The sequence below is a fragment of the Candidatus Pelagibacter sp. genome (assembly GCF_052049775.1).
In the GTDB taxonomy this organism is placed as follows: Bacteria; Pseudomonadota; Alphaproteobacteria; order Pelagibacterales; family Pelagibacteraceae; genus Pelagibacter.
Window position 1 is genome coordinate 19,167 of the sequence record NZ_JBNGZH010000005.1, and the last position, 17,273, is coordinate 36,439.

General features: G+C 30.0%; 18 protein-coding genes. 11 read left to right on the forward strand and 7 right to left on the reverse strand.

The annotated features are described in order from the left end of the window. Positions 1-27 precede the first annotated feature (27 nt). Complete coding sequence (iolG, locus tag ACTT83_RS00945) at positions 28-1,029, reverse strand: inositol 2-dehydrogenase (protein ID WP_440918363.1); 1,002 nt, start codon at positions 1,027-1,029, stop codon at positions 28-30. Between the two features lie 44 nt (positions 1,030-1,073). Here iolG and iolE point away from each other — a divergent pair, with 44 nt between their 5' ends. Beyond that, a complete protein-coding gene (gene iolE / locus ACTT83_RS00950) occupies positions 1,074-1,976 on the forward strand; it encodes a myo-inosose-2 dehydratase (protein ID WP_440918364.1) in 903 nt (300 codons plus the stop codon). Here the strand turns inward: iolE and ACTT83_RS00955 are convergent, their stop codons facing one another. The 4 genes from ACTT83_RS00955 to ACTT83_RS00970 are packed head-to-tail and all read right to left on the reverse strand — an operon-like array spanning position 1,977 to position 5,687. Then, positions 1,977-2,477, reverse strand: a complete 501-nt coding sequence (locus ACTT83_RS00955; protein WP_440918365.1) for a hypothetical protein — start codon at positions 2,475-2,477, stop codon at positions 1,977-1,979. A gap of 2 nt (positions 2,478-2,479) precedes the next feature. Next, complete coding sequence (locus tag ACTT83_RS00960) at positions 2,480-3,445, reverse strand: NAD(P)-dependent oxidoreductase (protein ID WP_440918366.1); 966 nt, start codon at positions 3,443-3,445, stop codon at positions 2,480-2,482. A 6-nt stretch (positions 3,446-3,451) separates the two neighbouring features. Continuing rightward, complete coding sequence (locus tag ACTT83_RS00965; RefSeq protein ID WP_440918367.1) at positions 3,452-4,243, reverse strand: HpcH/HpaI aldolase family protein; 792 nt, start codon at positions 4,241-4,243, stop codon at positions 3,452-3,454. A gap of 1 nt (position 4,244) precedes the next feature. Then, positions 4,245-5,687, reverse strand: coding sequence for an NAD-dependent succinate-semialdehyde dehydrogenase (locus tag ACTT83_RS00970; protein ID WP_440918368.1), 1,443 nt, complete (start codon positions 5,685-5,687; stop codon positions 4,245-4,247). 54 nt (positions 5,688-5,741) lie between these two features. Here ACTT83_RS00970 and iolD point away from each other — a divergent pair, with 54 nt between their 5' ends. The 9 genes from iolD (at position 5,742) to ACTT83_RS01015 (ending at position 15,200) form a co-directional block, all read left to right on the forward strand. Next, positions 5,742-7,586, forward strand: a complete 1,845-nt coding sequence (gene iolD, locus ACTT83_RS00975; protein ID WP_440918369.1) for a 3D-(3,5/4)-trihydroxycyclohexane-1,2-dione acylhydrolase (decyclizing) — start codon at positions 5,742-5,744, stop codon at positions 7,584-7,586. 5 nt (positions 7,587-7,591) lie between these two features. Continuing rightward, positions 7,592-8,752: a Gfo/Idh/MocA family protein gene (locus ACTT83_RS00980; protein WP_440918370.1), complete on the forward strand. Its 1,161-nt coding sequence runs from the start codon at positions 7,592-7,594 to the stop codon at positions 8,750-8,752. 3 nt (positions 8,753-8,755) lie between these two features. Beyond that, positions 8,756-9,658 carry an ROK family protein gene (locus tag ACTT83_RS00985; protein WP_440918371.1) on the forward strand — a complete coding sequence of 301 codons (903 nt, stop codon included), beginning with the start codon at positions 8,756-8,758 and terminating at the stop codon, positions 9,656-9,658. Positions 9,659-9,719: 61 nt separating this feature from the next. Then, positions 9,720-10,568 (forward strand): fumarylacetoacetate hydrolase family protein, encoded by an 849-nt coding sequence (locus tag ACTT83_RS00990; protein ID WP_440918372.1) that lies wholly within the window; start codon positions 9,720-9,722, stop codon positions 10,566-10,568. A gap of 19 nt (positions 10,569-10,587) precedes the next feature. Continuing rightward, positions 10,588-11,295, forward strand: a complete 708-nt coding sequence (locus ACTT83_RS00995; RefSeq protein ID WP_440918373.1) for a cytochrome c biogenesis CcdA family protein — start codon at positions 10,588-10,590, stop codon at positions 11,293-11,295. Between the two features lie 6 nt (positions 11,296-11,301). Beyond that, positions 11,302-11,886 (forward strand): FMN-dependent NADH-azoreductase, encoded by a 585-nt coding sequence (locus tag ACTT83_RS01000; protein ID WP_440917833.1) that lies wholly within the window; start codon positions 11,302-11,304, stop codon positions 11,884-11,886. A 134-nt stretch (positions 11,887-12,020) separates the two neighbouring features. Next, the gene (locus tag ACTT83_RS01005; protein ID WP_440918374.1) at positions 12,021-13,466 is read left to right on the forward strand and encodes a sodium:solute symporter family transporter; all 1,446 of its coding nucleotides are present in this window, start codon (positions 12,021-12,023) and stop codon (positions 13,464-13,466) included. 41 nt (positions 13,467-13,507) lie between these two features. Next, complete coding sequence (locus tag ACTT83_RS01010) at positions 13,508-14,443, forward strand: ABC transporter ATP-binding protein (RefSeq protein ID WP_440918375.1); 936 nt, start codon at positions 13,508-13,510, stop codon at positions 14,441-14,443. Beyond that, positions 14,433-15,200: an ABC transporter permease gene (locus ACTT83_RS01015; protein WP_440918376.1), complete on the forward strand. Its 768-nt coding sequence runs from the start codon at positions 14,433-14,435 to the stop codon at positions 15,198-15,200. Before ACTT83_RS01010 ends, ACTT83_RS01015 begins: the two co-directional genes overlap by 11 nt. Positions 15,201-15,205: 5 nt before the next feature. Here the strand turns inward: ACTT83_RS01015 and ACTT83_RS01020 are convergent, their stop codons facing one another. Both ACTT83_RS01020 and ACTT83_RS01025 read right to left on the reverse strand, forming a co-directional pair. Further along, positions 15,206-15,886: a nucleotidyltransferase family protein gene (locus ACTT83_RS01020; RefSeq protein WP_440918377.1), complete on the reverse strand. Its 681-nt coding sequence runs from the start codon at positions 15,884-15,886 to the stop codon at positions 15,206-15,208. Continuing rightward, entirely contained in the window at positions 15,876-16,829 is a 954-nt protein-coding gene (locus ACTT83_RS01025) for an SDR family NAD(P)-dependent oxidoreductase (RefSeq protein ID WP_440918378.1), read from the reverse strand. Before ACTT83_RS01025 ends, ACTT83_RS01020 begins: the two co-directional genes overlap by 11 nt. Before the next feature lie 41 nt (positions 16,830-16,870). On the opposite strand from ACTT83_RS01025, the gene ACTT83_RS01030 reads away from it, so the two are divergent. Then, positions 16,871-17,273, forward strand: a 403-nt coding sequence (locus ACTT83_RS01030; protein ID WP_440918379.1) for a hypothetical protein, incomplete at its 3' end; no start/stop codon positions are given.

The following is a 17,273-nucleotide window of genomic DNA, read 5'->3' on the forward strand; positions in this document are numbered from 1 at the left end:
GTTGTATTCTACTGAGGGTTGATTCAATTAAAAATTAAGTTTTTCAAACTTTTTTGATCGTAAAGATTTTTGAGCTGCATTTGCAATTATCAGAGCTTTTCTTCCCTCTTCAAATCCTGCAAGAGGTTGAATTTTCTTTCTTATATATTTCGCAAAATCCTTTAGTTGATTTTTATAAGCATCTTTATATCTCTCAATAAAAAAATTAAGCAAAGGAGATTTGTTCGAAGTTGATTGTGCAGAATATAAAGATGTCTCGTTTTGTCTTTTATTTTCTGAAATTAACATACCTTTTGATCCAAATAATTCTATTCTTTGATCATAACCGAAACTACAATGTCTGGAATTAGTTATTATGCACTGAACACCAGCTCTAGATCTAATTATGGTCGATGCTAATTCAAAATCTTTTATTTTATCAAATCTTTTGTCTGATATGTTGCTACCAGAAGCTATTATTTTTACAGGCTCATCATTACCAAGATAGAATCTAACAAGATCAAAATCATGGATCATCATATCTCTAAAAATACCACCAGATTCTTTTAGATATTTCATAGTTGGTGGGGCAGGATCACGACTAGTGATAATAATTTTTTCTAATTTACCTATTTTTCCACTAAGTAATTGTTTTCTTAAATTATTGTGTGTTGGATCATATCGTCTATTAAAACCTAATTGTATTTTTGGATTTAATTTATTAATCTTTTTTTTACAGGACTCAATTTTTTTAATACTTAAATCAAGCGGTTTTTCACAAAAGATAATTTTTCTATTTTTAACACAATCTAAAATAAATCTAATATGTGTCGATGTTGTTGAGGCAATAAAAATAGCTTTTACATCTTTATCTTTATAAGCCACAGATGGATTGTTTATAGCTTTTGTTTTTAATGTTTTTGAATATCTTTTTGATAATTTTTGTTCAATGTCATAAATATATTTAAGATTAAAATCTTTACTACGCATTAAATTTTTTCCATGCATAATACCAATTCTACCAAGTCCAAATAAAGCTATATCAATCATTTAAAATTTGTATTAAAATAATAACTTAACTAAAAAAATTTCTTATGTCAGTAAAATTAGGAGTTGCACCTATCGCATGGAGTAATGATGACATGCCTGAGTTAGGTGGTGAAACCACATTAGAACAATGTTTAAAAGAAGCCAATGAAGCAGGCTATATAGGCATAGAGTCTGGTGGAAAATTTCCAAAGAAATCTTCAGAATTAATTCCAAAATTAGATCAATTTAATCTTAAACTTTGCTCAGGATGGTATGGCGCTAATCTAAGAAAAAATTCTGTTGAGGAAGAAAAAAAATCCATTCAAGAACAACTAGATTTATTTAAAGATTGTGATGCACCTTGTATAGTTTTCGCGGAAGTTTCTGGCTCTATACAAGGAGATCCTAATAGAAAATTATCAACTCGGCCTCAAATGGAAAGGGATGAATGGCAGAAGTTTTGTGAAAAAATTTCTGAACTAGGAAAATATTTAGAGGATGAAGGGATGCCTTTGGCATATCATCATCACATGGGAACAGTAATTGAAACTCAAAAAGATACTGAAAGACTTATAGAAAATACTCATGAAAGTGTAAAATTAACATTAGATACAGGACACATGTTATTTGCAAAAGGGGACTCAAAATACTTATTACAAAATTATCATGAGAGAATTTTGCACGTCCATTGTAAAGATATAAGAAAACAAGTTCTTGAAAAATCTTTAAAAGAGGACTTAAGTTTTAGAGGTGCTTTCTTAGAGGGTGCGTTTACAGTACCAGGAGATGGTTGTATTAATTATCAACCTTTATTTAATGTATTAAAAAATAATAATTATTCAGGATGGTTGGTGGTTGAGGCAGAGCAGGATCCGGCAAAAGCAAATCCGTTAGAGTATGCAAAAATTGGTTATAATTATCTAACAGATACACTAAAAAAATCTGAAATTGAAATTTATAAAAATTGATTATCTATAGAGTGAAGTTAGTTCATTATTTCCGGCAGCAACACATGGAGATTTAAAACAAGTACCCACAACCCATTCAGATCCAGGATCAGGTAAAAAATTTGATGACATCACAAATATAACACCCATCTCAACTGATTGCCCCGCCTTACCTTCTGCTTTAATTCTAGGATCAGGATCAGTTTTTACTTTAGTATCCTCTGAAAAAGGATTCTCTATATTAAGATTTTTGTTTATATAATTCACAACTTTGGATGAGGACCACTCGCCATTACATGGATCACCCCAAACAGTCAATTTACCTTCATCATTATTCCCGCAATTATTTATTTCTCCATTGATAAAATCGACTACTTTCTTATGATTTTCTTTGACTAAGTTAGCTTTTGCTTCAACTGCGGGCCTTGTACTTGCGGTCCAAATCAACATCCCAACCACATATACCAATGATAACAATACTAATGCTTCTAATAGTCCAAAATTTTTTAAATTTATTCGCATAATTAAAGTTTAATAATTTTTGATTTGTCTAATTTTTTTTCAAAAAAATCAATTATATTTTGTATTGTTTCTTTTCCCATTCTTATCATGCATTCCTCAGTAAATGCAGCGGTATGAGGACTTAAAAAAACTTTATTGTTTTTTAACAAAGGATTATCCTCTTTAGGTGGTTCTGTTTCAAAAACATCTAAACCTGCACCGAATATAAGACTTTCATTTAATGCTTTATCTAAGTCATTCTCATTAATCATTCCACCTCTTGCAGCATTAATAATTATACAATTTTTCCTCATTGTTTTAATTAAGTCATAATTGATAATATTTTTCGTTTTTTCATTAAGAGGCATATGTAAAGAGATGGCATCCATAGATTTTACTGCTTCTGTAAGATCTTCAACTTTTTTTCCACCCAATTCCTCAATAATATCTTTTGAAACAAATGGATCATAAACAAAAACATTCATTTCAAATCCTTTGCATCTTCTAATTAAAGATTGACCAATTCTACCAAATCCAGCAATTAAAATATTTTTTTTCCAAAGTTCAATCGTTTTTGGAAGTTTATTTCTATTAGAAAAATTTCCTGTTTTAACAGCCTCATCATACATGTTTTTTCTCTTTGATATATTGAGCAACATAAACATAACATGTTCTGCCACCGCAACAGCATTTGCTGTAGCTGTAATTGCCAAGGTGATATTTTTTTCTTTAGAAGACTTGAGATCAATATTGTCGTACCCAACGCCATGGCGAGATATAATCTTAAGTTTTTTTGATATATTGATTAATTCGCTAGATAAATTTGCTGTTCTAATTGATAGACCATCACACTCCAAAATTTTTTGTTTAATATCTTTGTCATCTATATTTTCAATAATCTCATAATCGTAATTTGTGTTATTCTTTATGAGATCTATCCCCGCTTTATGAATAGGTTGAATTATCAAAATTTTTTTTTTATCTGACACTTAAATTTAGTAAGCTTTAGAGTCTTCTTTTGATTTGATTGATTTTAATTTAGATACAGCATCTTTTGCACCTGCACTCATATACCTTTGATCGGATCCAATGGTTACCAAATTAAATCCTAAATTAAGCATTTTTTTTGCATACTCTGGACTAGCATTATGAATACCTGCAAAAATTTTATTTTTTTTTGCATGTTCCAAGATATTCAAAATCTTTTCATAAGTTGGACTTCCTTCACGATTATCAAAAGCTGGTTTTTGACCTATAGCCAGACTTAAATCAGCAGGTCCAATATAAATTCCATCTATTCCAGGCGTACTCATAATTTCATCTAATTTATCTAAGGCTTCTTTTGTCTCTATCATTGCCATTTTTAAAATCTCATCATTTGCAAAATCTCCATAATCTGAACCTCCATAAATTAATCCTCTAATTGGTCCAAAACTTCTATACCCTTTAGGGGGATACATGCATGCTTGAACAAATTTTTCAGCTTCAAATTTGTTGCTCACCATTGGACAAATTACGCCGTAGCACCCTGCATCTAAAATTTTCATTATTTGTCCTGGTTCATTCCAGTTTACTCTTGCTAAAGGAGTAACATCCGTAGATGAAATTGATTGCAGCATTTGTAATGCATTTGGATAATCTATAAGACCATGTTGCATATCAATTGTAAGCGAGTCCCAACCTTGATGAGACATTACTTCCGCTGAAAAAGAGCTAGGAATTTGTAACCAGCCATTAATTATTTGCTCACCATCTCTCATCATCTTTTTTATTTTATTTGGCCTCATTTTAAGATTTCAAACCAAGGTGAGTGTACTTTATATTAAGATAATCTTTAATTGCCATTGAACCACCTTCACGTCCATATCCAGTTTGTTTAATTCCACCAAAAGGTGCCTCAGCTATCGCAACTGCAGGAGTATTAACCGCTACAGTACCAGTTTCCATTAATTCTGAAGCTCTGTGAGCTTTGTCCATAGAATTTGTATAAATATAACTACATAATCCTAAGTCATTATCATTAGCTCTCTCAACTACTTCATCAAAAGTTTTAAATGACAACATTGGAACTAGTGGACCAAATGGTTCTTGTTTCATTATTGTAAAATTATCCTTTACATTGTCAAAAACTGTTGGCTCATAAAAATATCCTTTGTTAAAACCTTGGGGTCTTTTTCCACCCAACAAAACTTTTGCTCCTTCCTTTTTAGTTGTTTCAACTAATTCTTCGATTTCTCCTAATCTTTTTGCAGTTGTTAATGGACCTAATTGAACTCCTTCATCTAAACCATTTCCAATTTTTAATTTTTTTGTTCTTTCAATAAACGCATTAATGAATTCATCTTTTTTATTTTCTTGTATATAAAATCTGTTAGGTGAAATACAAACTTGACCATTATTTCTAAATTTTGCAGTAATTGCCATATCTGCAACTTTATTTATATCAACATCATCAAAAACTATAAAAGGTGAGTGTCCACTAAGCTCCATTGTTACTCTTTGAACTTTGTCTGCGGCTTTTTTTAAAATTAATTTTCCTACTCTTGTTGATCCAGTAATTGAAACCTTTTTAATAATATCAGACTCCAACAACTCATTTGAAATACTTTCAGGATCTCCTGATAATAAGTTTACAACTCCAGGAGGGACTCCCGCTTCTTTACAAATATCTACTAACTCCATTACTGTTCCTGGAGTAATTACATCAGGCTTACAAATTACTGAACATCCGGCAGCTAATGCTGTTGAAATTTTTCTTGCTGCTAGAATTAAAGGAAAATTCCATGGCACTAAAGCTGCTACAACTCCAACTGGCTGATAATAAACATGAACTCTCGTATCTGGAAATCGACTTTCGACTGTTTGTCCATAAATTCTTTTTGTTTCCTCAGCATTCCACTCAAAAATATCAGCAGCCCCACCAGTTTCGCCAATTCCCTCTGCTAAAGGTTTTCCAACTTCAATCGTTAACCATTTTGCTAAAACATCTTGTTTTTTTCTTAAAAGATCAGCAATTTTTCTAATAATATATGATCTCTGCCAAGGTAAAGTGTTTTTCCAAACTTCCAAACCTTTCTCTGCAGATATAAGAGCTTTTTGAACATCTGCTGAAGACGCCTTAGACGCTTGGCCAATAATTTCTTCTGTAGCAGGATTTATAACATCGTAAGTTTCTTTTTTTTCCGCTTGTTGCCACTTACCATCTATGAACTGCCCAAATTTACTATACATAATTTTTATTTTATGGTTAATTAAGCGAAATTTTAAGAGAATATATCTACAATTATGAAAAAAATAAAGCTTACATGTGCTCATGCAATTGTAAAGTTCCTGACTTCTCAAAAAATTCTTATCGATGGTAAAAAAGAACCTTTATTCGCTGGTGCTTTTGGAATATTTGGTCATGGTAATGTAGCTTGTTTAGGACAAGCTTTAGAGGAAAATAAAGATAAACTTCCAACTTATAGAGGTCATCATGAGCAAAACATGGCTTTAACAGGAATTGCTTACGCTAGAGCAAAAAGAAGAAAACAAGTATTTGTAGCAACAAGTTCTGTAGGTCCTGGTTCTACAAATATGGTAACAGCTGCAGCAGTTGCGATGAGTAATAGACTGCCAATTTTATTTCTTCCGGGTGATACTTACGCAAATAGGATGCCTGATCCAGTTTTACAACAAGTAGAACATTTTAATAATCCAGGAATTACTCAAAATGATGCTTTTAAACCAGTTACAAAATATTTTGATAGAATAACCAGACCAGAACAAATTTTACAAACATTTCCCCAAGCAGTACAAGTTTTATTAGACCCAGCTGATTGTGGTCCAGTATGCATATCGTTATGTCAGGATATACAAGGAGAAATTTTTGATTATCCTGAGGAATTTTTTAAAGAAAAAATCCATAATATACGAAGACCAAGACCTGATGATTTTCAAATTAAAGAGGCAGCCGAAAAAATTAAAAAATCAAAAAATCCAATCATAATTTCTGGTGGAGGTGTTTTTTACTCAGATGCAATGGAGGAACTTTCTACTTTTGCAGTTAAACACAATATACCCGTAACACAAACTGTAATGGGTTATTCTTCAATGAAAAGAGATCATTCTCATTTTTTAGGACCTATTGGAGGTTTAGGAGGAAAAGCAGCAAACAACTTTGCAAAAAAAACTGATTTAGCGATTGCTATTGGAACTAAGTTAGGAGATTTCACAACTGGGTCATGGTCCAATTTTGAAAATCCAAATTTTTCATTAGTATCAATTAATGTTGCAAGATTTGATGCTAGTAAGCATATGGCACAATCAATTATTGGAGATGCAAAAGTTTCTCTAAATGAACTATCACAAGCTTTAGGTGATTGGAAAGCATCCGAGGAATGGCATAAAAAATCCAGAGATGAACTTAAATCTTGGAATGAATATGTTGATAAAGAAAGTGGATCAACTAATCAAAAACTCCCAAGTTATGCTCATGCAGTTGGTGCTATTTATAGAAACTCTGATCCAAGTGATATCGCTGTCACTGCAGCTGGAGGTTTGGTAGGTGAAGTTGTTCAAATTTGGAGACCAAGAGAACTTAATACTCATGAAACAGAGTGGGGCTTTAGTTGTATGAGTTATGAAATTTCTGGAGCTTTAGGAATTAAAATGGCCAACCCAAACAAAGAAGTTATCACATTTGTAGGTGATGGATCATATTTACTTTATAATTCAGATATATATTCATCTGTAATAACTAATAATAAACTAATTGTAATTGTCTGTGATAATGGTGGTCACGCTGTCATTAATAGACTTCAATTATTTAAAGGTGGAAAAGAATTTAATTGTTTGTTTGAGAGTTCAAATGTTTCGAATTTAGTAAAAGTAAATTTTGCAAAACATGCAGAAAGTATGGGGGCAAAGTCTGAAGAGGTAAGTTCTATCAGTGAATTAGAGGAAGCTTTTAAAAGAGCGAAGAAATCAAAAGTGACTTACGTTATTTCAATCAAAACTCATTCGTATCAATGGCTTGAAGGATCAGCTTATTGGGAAAGTCCAACTTTAGAAATTCCCAAAACCAAAGAAAATGAAAAAGCTCTAAAATTACACAAAGATGGTAAAGCAAAACAAAGACAGGGAGTATAACCCTAATGAGCAAAGTATTTAAAGTTGGCTTAATTGGTTGTGGTCATATCGCAGAAACATATTTCAGAGCTCACAAATATTTTAAAAATTTTAAGATCATTAAATGTGCAGATATTAAAGAAAAAGCAGCTAAGAAATGTGCTAAAATTTATAAAATTAAAGCAGTTTCTGTAAGTAATTTACTTAAAGATAAACAGGTTGAAATAATATTAAATCTAACCCCTCCAAAAGTTCATTACCAAATTGCAAAAAAGTCTTTGTTAAATGGAAAACATGTATACTCAGAAAAACCATTAGCAATTAATTTAAAAGACGGAAAAGAATTACTAAAGCTCTCAAAAAAAAAAAAATTATATTTAGGAAATGCTCCAGATACTTTTTTAGGAGGAGGCAATCAAAAATCGAAAGAATTATTAGAAAGTAAAAGTATAGGCAAAGTAAATTTAGGTAATGCGATTTTTGCTTTTCCAGGGGTTCAATCTTACCATCCAGACCCAGAACCATGGTTTGCAAAAAAAGAAGGTGGTCCAGTAATTGATATGGGACCTTATTATCTTACTGCATTAGTAAATTTATTGGGTCCAGCCAAAGAAGTAAAAGCAGCAAGTTTAATGAAAGGTTCACGATTTAGAACAATTGGTATTGGTCCAAAAAAAGGAAAAAGAATTAAGGTAGATTGTCCGACGACATATTTTACAACAATTATATTTAAAAATGGAAGCATAATCAGACTCACTTTATCTTTTGATGTTATAGCCCATCAAAGAAATCATATCGAACTTTATGGAACCAAAGGTTCAATGATTGTGCCAGATCCTAATATGTTTGGTGGTTCAGTTTATGTATGTAAAAAATTAGGAAGCCCATGGAGAGAATTTAAAACAAATCAAATGCCACTAGGAAAAATTAATATTAGAACGCAAAGTTCTAGAGCAAATGAGTCACCTACTAACGCAAATTACAGAGGAGTTGGTCTTGCAGAAATGGCTTATTGTATTGATAAAAAAAAGATACATAGATGCAATGGAGAAGTATCTTTGCATGTTCTTGACTTGATACAATCAACTATGCAATCTGCTAAAACAAATAAACCAATTAGACTTAGTACAACATGTAAAATTCCAAAACTTTTTATTAATAAAGAAATAAATAAATTAATGAGATAAAATATGCAGATTGGTATTGATCTTGGGGCAAGTAAGATAGAGTATGTGTTATTAGATAATGTTGGCAATGAGCATCATAGAGAAAGAACTGAAGTTCCAAAAAATTATAAAGATACATTATCTATAATTAAAAAAATAGTTATCGAACTTGAGCGTAAAGCTGGTAAAGAATTACCAGTGGGTGTATGTCATCCAGGGATTCATTCTATTCAAACAGGACTAGTTAAAAATGCGCCTAATTCTTTTTGGATAAATGGCAAACCTTTACAAAGAGATTTACGGAGTGAGATTGGTAAAGAAATTTATTGTGAAAATGATGCAAACTGTTTTGCTTTATCAGAAGCAATAGATGGTTCTGGAAAACATTATAAAATAGTTTTTGGGGTAATTCTTGGATCTGGTGTTGGAGGCGGTTTAGTTATAGATAAACGAATTGTCAATGGACCTAATGGGATTACTGGAGAATGGGGGCATAATCAAATACCGAGCGCTTGTATTGAAGGTGTTCAAATAAAAAAAACCAATTTAAGAGCTGGGGAAATAGAAAACTTTGTTGCGGGTATAGGTATTTCTAAAGCGTTCAAAAACGAGTTTAAAAAAGATTTATCTGCCCAAAAGATATTTGAGATGCATAGAAAACTTGATTTAGATGCAGAAAAATTAATTGATAAATATAAAGATCAACTCGCTATGTCTTTGGCCACTGTTGTTAATATTATTGATCCAGATGTGTTTGTTTTCGGGGGCGGGGTATCTAACGAAATAAATTTTTTAGATGAAATTAAACAAAAAATGAAAAAATTTGTAGCAGGGGGTGAATTTGAGGGGACTTTTTTAAAACCCAAATTTGGTGATGCAAGCGGTGTTCGGGGTGCAGCTCGATTAGCAAGAACCACAAATTATTGACTAGTGAATAAAATTCATTTACTACAAAAGAAGCTAATTATTTAAGTCTAGGAAGAGAAATATGAAATTATGTAGAATAGGTAGTGTTGGAGAAGAAAAACCAGCAATCATAGATAGTGAAAACAATTACCGAGACTTGTCATCAATAATTAATGATTTAAACCCTGACACATTAAATTTTGATACTTTAGAGAAAATCAAAAAAACTGATATTTCAACTTTACCAAAGCTTGATTCAAGTTCTAGAATAGGCGCATGCGTTTCTAATCCATCAAAATTTATTGGTATTGGTTTAAATTTTAAAGATCATGCCGAAGAACAAAATTTGCCAATACCAAAAGAACCGATTATTTTCTCAAAATTCACTAGTTGTATTACTGGGCCAAACGATCCTATCATTGTTCCTAAGGGATCTAATCATACCGATTGGGAAGTTGAAATTGGTTTTGTAATTGGAAAAAAAGCTACAAATGTTAGTATTGGAAACGCCTTAGACCATGTTCTTGGTTTTTTTCTAGTTAATGATGTGAGTGAAAGGGATTTTCAAAAGAATAGAGGTTTAACTTGGGATAAAGGAAAGGGTTTTGATACTTTCGGTCCAATAGGCCCATTCATAGTTACTACAGATGAATTACCAGACTATCAAAATTTAAATATGTTTTTAGATGTAAATGGGAAAAGGATGCAAACTGGAAATACAAGTAAAATGATTTTTGATATTAAAACTTTAGTTTCTTATATGAGCTCGTGTATGAGTTTACACCCAGGTGATATTTGTTGCACTGGGACACCCCCGGGTGTTGGAGAGAATATGAAACCACCTCAGTTTTTAAAAGGCGGAGAGGAAGTAGTTTTAGGCATAGATAAACTTGGTACTCAAAAACACCTGGTTGTTCCTTACAAGGAATAATATAAATTTTATTTATACAATGTTAGAAATTTTTATTGCTTTAGGTGCGGGCTTGATAAGTTTTTTATCCCCATGTGTATTACCATTAATACCTGGTTATATCTCTTATATTTCTGGTACTTCATTAAATGAGTTAATAGAAAAAAAAAATATAAACTTAATTCCTATCATTCTTTTTACAATTGGTTTTTCAATTGTTTTTATTATTTTTGGAGCTGCTTCAACTTTTTTAGGCCAAGTATTATTACAAAATTCAAATGAATTAAGAATTGGTGCTGGACTAGTAATCTGTATTTTATCTTTACATTTAATTGGAATTATAAATTTAAAATTTTTGAATTATGAAAAAAGACTTCACACAAATAGTAACACTAATTTTTTTAGCCCAATATTAATTGGTATGGCTTTTGCTTTTGGTTGGACACCATGCATAGGCCCTATTCTTGGATCAATCTTAGCACTTGCCTCAACAGAAGAGAGTATCAATAGAGGTATTATACTTTTATCATTTTATTCTTTAGGTCTTGCGTTACCATTTATTTTGTCGGGTTATTTAATTCAAAAATTTTTAATTTTTTCAAAAAATTTCAAAAAGAACATTAATTTAATTTCAAAAATTGGTGGTGTAATATTATTAATTACCGGTATATTAATATTAACAAATCAGTTACAAGCATTAGGTTATTATTTACTTAATATTTTTCCTTTTTTGCAAAATTTTGGATGATTGTTTATGAAAATTTATCAAATTGACTCAAGTGCTAGAAAAGAGGGTTCGACCTCAAGAGCTTTAGCTAAAAAGTTACTAGAAAAAATTAAAAAACCTGAAGATGAGGTTATATATAGAGACCTTAATGAAGAAATGGTTTTTGTGAGTGGTTTAACGGAGTCTGGAATGAATATTGACGAAAAAGATCAAAATGAAAATCACAAAAAAATGTTCGAGCTCTCCAATCAACTCGTAAAAGAACTCAAAGAGAGCGATATTATAATTATTTCAGCACCAATTTATAATTATGGTCCTCCTGCAACTTTAAAAGCTTGGTCGGATTTGGCGGCAAGAATTGGAGAAACATTTAAATTCAAACCTAATGGTAGAAGAGAAGGTTTGTTAAAAAATAAAAAAGCTTATTTAGTAATTACATCAGGAGGAACTAAGTTAAATAGTAATGAAGACTTTTTAACTCCTTGGTTGAAATTTATTTTGAATTTCTTTGGTATAGAAAAAGTTGAGACAATTAGTGCGGATCAAATGGCTCTAGATTATGAAAAATCAATTAAAGAAGCTCACGCACAAATTGATAAAATAAAACTATAATCAATTTAAATTAATTTCGAATTTTTAATTTGCTCTTTTCTAATTAAATAAAATAAATTAATATGTTTAAAGGGGTGTCTTAACAGACTGAGATTAAACCCTATGAACCTGTCCGGTAATTCAGAAAGGGAACAATGGATAAAACATATTTTTTAAATCAATCTACCGCATTATCTTTAGTAATTGTTATATGTTTAATTTTTTTATCATTTGGAATTTATTATTCTAAAAACTATAAAGGGTTAAAAAATTATTTAACTGCAAATAGAAATATTGGATTTCTCTCATTAACAACAAGTTTGACAGCGTCTGCACTAGGAGCCTGGATTCTTTTTGGTCCTGCTTCAGCTGCAACTTGGGGAGGTTTAGGTGCGGTAATTGGATATTCTCTTGGAACAGCTTTTCCAATGTTTTTTTTCATATATCTTGGAAAAAAAATTAGAAAAGATTTTCCTCAAGGTTCCACGCTCATTGAATTTTTAAGAAAAAAATTTGGTAAAAGTTTATTCAAACTTATTTTGCTGATGACAATTTTTTATATGTTTATTTTCTTATGTGCTGAAGTTACAGCGGTTGCAGTTTTGATTAACTATATTTCAGGTACTGAACTTTGGTTCACTGCTTTAATTGTGCTCTTGTGTACTTTAACTTATACTTTATATGGTGGATTAAAAGCTTCAATTTTGACTGATAACATTCAAATGTTTGTCATTGGTTCATTATTATTGATTTCTTTAATTTATGTTTTGTCTTTCACAGGATCAAAATTTTCATTTGATTTTGTAAAAGAAAAAAACCCACATCTTTTAAGCGGATCCTATTTGCCTGGTTATACTTCTGGTTTAACTTTTTTTATTGCTGTAGCAGCAACAAATCTATTTCACCAAGGCAATTGGCAACGTATTTATGCAGCAAAAGATTATAAAACTTTAAAAAAAAGTTTGATTATATCTTTTTTGATAATTGTGCCGATAGTTTTTTTTATGGGTTTTACAGGACTTGTTGGTTTTTCACTCAATTCATCAATAAGGCCCGATCTTAGTTTTTTTTACTTATTACTGAATGAACAAGCAATATTTTTATCAATAGTAATTATTATTTTAGGTCTAGCATTAACTATCTCCACAGTAGATACCTTAATTAATGCAATATCAAGTTTAATTATAGTCGATGGTAAAGCTACATTTGAATTTAAAAAAAAGACTAATTATTTAAATTTATCAAAATATATAATTATTTTTTTATCTATAATATGTTTTGTAATTGCATCTTATGGCTTTGATATTTTGTATTTATTTTTACTGGCTGACTTATTTTGCTGTGCTTTTGTATTAACAGTTTTTTATAGTTTTTATAACAAGATTGATGAAAAAAATGCATATATATCAATCATTATTGGACTTATATTTGGATTTTTATTTTTCCCCTCACCAGATTTCTCAAAAAGTTTATTAGTTGGAATATTGTTATCAAAAGAAATATTTAGTCCGTTTATATCCCAATCATTATTATTTTTATCATTTATCATTGCAACTTTTTTACCTTTTTTGGTTCTTAAGGCTCAAAAGATCAAATTTTAGTCGATTGTATTAAGTGAATTAATAGTTATATAACTGACCGAATGTCAGAAAATCAAATAGTAATTAATGATCTCTCTAAGGTTTATGATAATGGCTTTAATGCTTTAAAAAATATAAACCTCAATATCAAAAAAGGAGAAATTTTTGCGATGCTTGGACCTAATGGTGCAGGTAAAACTACTTTGATTAGCATTATTTGTGGCATAGTAAAACCATCATCAGGAAAAGTTACAGTTGAAGACTTTGATATCATTGAAGATTATAGGGAAACAAGATCACGTATAGGACTTGTTCCTCAAGAATTAACCTTAGAGCAATTTGAAACTGTTTTTAATAACGTTTCGTATTCAAGAGGTTTGTATGGAAAAAAACCAGATCCAGCACATATTGAAAAAGTCTTAAAACAACTCAGTCTTTGGGACAAAAAAGATTTAATTTTGCGAAAATTATCAGGTGGAATGAAAAGAAGGGTTTTAATCGCTAAAGCATTGTCTCATGAACCAAAAATTTTATTTTTAGATGAACCTACTGCTGGTGTAGATGTTGAATTAAGACAAGAGATGTGGAAGGTGGTAAAATCATTAAGAGAAATAGGTGTTACAATTATTTTAACAACTCATTATATTGAAGAGGCCGAAGCGATTGCTGATCGAGTGGGAGTTATTAATCAAGGAGAAATTATTATTGTAGAACAAAAGAAAGAACTTATAAAAAAAATGGGTCGAAAGGTTTTATCTGTTGAATTACAGGAGGAAATTCAAGATATTCCAGATTCATTAAAAAAATATAATTTAATTATTGGAAATAATAAAGTGTCGCTAGTTTACACTTATAACCTCGAAGAAAAACAGACAGGGATTACAAATCTTTTACAAGATATAAAAGACTCAGGATTAAAATTGAGGGATTTAAAAACAGAGCAAAGTAATTTAGAAAAAATATTTGTAACTTTAGTTAGGGAAAATAATGAAAATTAATTATTATGGATTTAAAGCTATTTACTTCCATGAAATGGATAGATTTAGACGAACTTTAGGTCAATCTCTTTTATCACCAGTAATCTCAACATCATTATATTTTATTGTTTTTGGTTCTGTAATTGGTGGTTACGTTCAAAAAATTGATGGTATCAGTTATGGATCTTTTATAGTTCCAGGATTACTAATGTTAACTCTATTAACTCAATCAATAAGTAATACTTCTTTTGGAATATTTTTTCCAAAATTTAATGGGACTATTTATGAGATTTTAGCTGCACCTATATCCGCTTATGAAATTGTATTGGCATTTGTAAGTGCTGGAGCTACTAAAACACTGATTGTTGGTTTTGTAATTTTTATATCAGCACAATTTTTTGCTGATGTACAAGTTCAATATCCATTACTAATGATTTTTTTATTAGTTCTCGTTTCTTTTACATTTGCATTATTTGGATTTTTAGTTGGTTTAGTTAGCAAGGACTTTGAACAGATGTCAATAATTCCATCTTTTGTGATTACACCAATGGTATTTTTAGGTGGAAGTCTTTATTCATTAGATATGTTACCTGAATTTTGGCAAGTGGTTACTTATTTTAATCCAGTTGTTTACCTAATTAGTAGCCTTAGATACTCTTTCTATGGCATATCAGATTTTAATATTTGGATTAGTGTAGGTTTAATGGTGTTATTTTTGTCGGTTTGCGTAATTATTGTCTCTATCTTACTTAAAAAGGGTTACAGCATAAAGTCTTAAAAGATTTATTTAAAAATTTTTTTGAGTTTTTTGAGGTTATCTAAATTGTCAACTGTGTACCATTTTTTTGGCATTACATCAGAAACATATAATTGTCTGATTTTAATCAGTTTTTTCCAGAGAATATTAAAGTCATTAGTTGGTTTAATTTTATCGTTTATTTTTTTTGGATTTAATATTTGAATACCGGTGCAGTAAATATCAGATTTTTGTGTTCTTGAGAGTTTTTTAACAATATTTTTTTTTTTAAAAATAAAATCTCCCGCTAATCCTTTAATTGGTTTTGTTGGAATTAACATGCATAGAGGCTGACCTTTTTTATAATAATCTTTCTCAAGTTTTTTAAAATCAATGTTAGTGACGTTGTCGCAGGTTAAGACATAAATTGGAGAGTTAAATGATTTAAATATAGAGTTGAATATCCACCAAGAATTACCTTTTTTATCTGTATTTATTATTGACGAAACTTTTTCTTCTATTAAATGTTTAGCTAAAATAGGCCCTTTATAACCAACTGAAATATGAACAAAATTTATATATTTTTTTAGTCTTTTGATACCCCTTGCTATTAATGAAGTTTGTTTAAATTTAACTAAACCTTTAGGTATTTTTTTGGTAAGTGGCATTAATCTGGTTCCACGTCCAGCTGCCATTATAAAAGCGTGATTTATTTTTCTATAAGTCATTAGATTTCAGACCAAACTTGATAATTTTTTCAATTTCAGACTGCGCTAATCTCTTTGCATTTTCAGAAGACACTATTTCTTTAAGTGGTTTTTTTAAAAGATTATTAAAATCGATTACAAAATATTTTCTATTCTTAATTTTCATCTCTTTGGCATATTTTAACTCGTCTTCACCAATTAGATATTCATCTTGTCGATCACCTTTTCTAGATTGGATTATTTTATATTTACCACCAAATTTTTTTGTCCAGACTTTTAAAAAATCGATCATTTTTGCAGATTTCATTTCGGCTGAAAGAATTTTTCCATTTAATTTATTTTTAAGTTTTAGAGCCTGATCAATTAAACTTACAGCTTCATTGACTGAGAAAAAAAATCGCCTCATATAAGGACCAGTGGTAAGTATAGTCTTATTTTTTTTATACATTTGTTTCCAAATTGGTAGAACAGATCCAGTAGACCATGTTACATTACCATATCTCACACAAATAAATTTAGTTTTACTATAAGATTTTATTGATGAAAAAAGTCTTTCCATACAAGATTTACTTAAACCATAAATATTTTTGATTGGCGGTGATGCTTTGTCGGTTGAGACACCTATTACAGTCGGAACTTTTTTGTTAATACAGGCTCGAACAATATTAGTAGATCCAAGTATATTTATATCAATACATTCAAAAGGAAATTTTTCTGATAAGTCGACAAATTTGGTAGCTGCAGCATGAATTACGATATCAGGTTTAGTATAATTTAAACAATCATTTACCGACTCAATATTAGAGACATCTAAAGGCACCACTTCACAATTCGTTAAATTCTTTACTAAGAAATTTTGTTTATTATTACGAGCACCTAGAAAAACTTTATATTTTTTCTTATAAAAATTAGCTAAATTTCTTCCTAGATAACCAGTACCACCTGTTATAAGAATTTTTTTCATTATTAAATGTTATAAATTTGTTTATAATTTTAATCTAAATAATGTCTATATCTATTCATATACCTTTTTACAATCCAAATCCCGAAAAAAAAGAGGGACATAGAAATTTACGACGATTTGATTATTTAAAAGAGAATATTGAAAATTTAAAAACACTCTCAATTAAAAATGATATTTTTGTGCATACGCACAATGAATTTTTAGATGATAAAAAATTAGATGCTAGAATAATTAAGCATCAAATAAATGATAACGATTTGGATAAAGGTTATTTAACATGGAAATGTCGATCACTAATGGAAGAACAAAAAAATGATTATGAATATTTTTGTTATTTAGAACATGACATTAAGTTTTCGGAAGTAAATCTACAATATTGGCTTAAATATCAAGATCAATTAGATAAAAGAAATTATCATGTTGGGTTTTTAATTTATGAGAAAA